The organism is Brevibacterium daeguense (assembly GCF_021729135.1).
GTDB classification, from domain to species: domain Bacteria; phylum Actinomycetota; class Actinomycetes; order Actinomycetales; family Brevibacteriaceae; genus Brevibacterium; species Brevibacterium daeguense.
In genome coordinates, this window is sequence record NZ_JAJTWW010000034.1 from 1 (window position 1) to 1,504 (window position 1,504).

Here is a 1,504-nt window from a genome sequence, read left to right on the forward strand (position 1 = left end):
CAGGGTGGATTCAAATGGTCGTCGCAACACCCTGATCTTGGAGGTGTGCCACGTGGCGACGGAGGACTGGAGCAAGAAGACCAGCGATGTGCCCGAAGGGGTGCGTCGGCAGTGGCGGGCGGACAGGGCGCTGCGGCCGGCGATGCGCTCACCGGGCCGGCCGGACCCTTCACGGGTGGTGCAACGTCAGTTCTGGCGGATCATCGCCACAGGTGTGACCACGGCCGAAGCCTCCATCGAGGTCGGCGTGTCGGTTCCTGTTGGCTCTCGATGGTTCCGTCACGCTGGCGGCATGCCTCCGATCTCCTTGGTAGAACCCACGGACCGCTACCTGACGTTCGAGGAGCGGGAGGAGATCGCGATCCTGCGGGCCAAGGGCGCTGGGGTACGCGAGATCGCTCGCGCTCTGCAACGGGACCCGGGGACGATCTCTCGTGAGCTGCGGCGCAACGCTGCCACTCGCAGCGGGAAGCAGGAGTACCGCGCGACGGTTGCTCAGTGGAAGGCCCAGCAGGCCGCCAAGCGCCCCAAGGTCGCGAAACTCGTGTCCAATGGCCGGTTGCGTGAGTACGTCCAGGAACGCCTGGACGGCACGCTCAAGCATGCTGACGGCGCGGTCGTGCAGGGGCCGGAGTCTGCCGGTTGGAAAGGTCGCAAGATGAAGCCTCATCGAGCCGATCGCCGGTGGGTGAGCGCTTGGAGCCCGCAGCAGATCAGCAATCGTCTCAGGTTGGACTTCCCCGATGATGAGTCGATGCGGATCAGTCACGAAGCGATCTACCAATCTCTGTTCATCGAGGGCCGGGGCGCGCTCAAGCGTGAGCTGGTCGCCTGCTTGCGCACCGGACGCGCACTGCGGGAACCCCGGGCTCGGACACGGAACAAGCCGCACGGCCATGTGAGCGCTGACGTCGTCCTCAGCCAGCGTCCCGCAGAGGCTGCCGACCGTGCTGTTCCCGGTCATTGGGAAGGTGATCTGATAATCGGGACTGACCGATCTGCGATCGGTACGCTCGTTGAGCGTTCGAGCCGCTCGACGCTCCTGGTGCACCTTCCGCGGCAGGAGGGATGGCGCGAGAAGCCCTCCGTGAAGAATGGCCCCGCACTCGGTGGGTATGGGGCCGTCGCAATGAACGCCGCTCTGATGGCGACGATGACGACGCTGCCGGGTCAGCTGCGCAAGACGCTGACCTGGGACCGGGGTAAGGAGCTTTCCGGGCACGCGCAGTTCGCGATGGACACCGGGACGAAGGTGTTCTTCGCCGATCCGCACTCACCCTGGCAGCGACCGACGAATGAGAACACCAACGGGCTGCTGCGCCAGTACTTCCCCAAGGGCACCGACCTCTCACGGTGGTCGGCTGAAGACCTCGAAGCCATCGCTCTGGCGATCAACAACCGGCCCCGCAAGGTCCTCGGCTGGAAGACTCCGAGCGAGGTCTTCGACGAGCAGCTACGCTTGCTCCAACAGGCCGGTGTTGCAACGACCGGTTGAACCCGCCCA

1 protein-coding gene is annotated in these 1,504 nt (G+C 65.5%); it reads left to right on the plus strand.

Annotation, left to right across the window (positions count from 1 at the left end; translation table 11 throughout):
• The first annotated feature begins 142 nt into the window (after positions 1-142).
• Positions 143-1,495 (plus strand): IS30 family transposase, encoded by a 1,353-nt coding sequence (locus LXN01_RS15945; RefSeq protein ID WP_439098461.1) that lies wholly within the window; start codon positions 143-145, stop codon positions 1,493-1,495.
• Positions 1,496-1,504 lie beyond the last annotated feature (9 nt).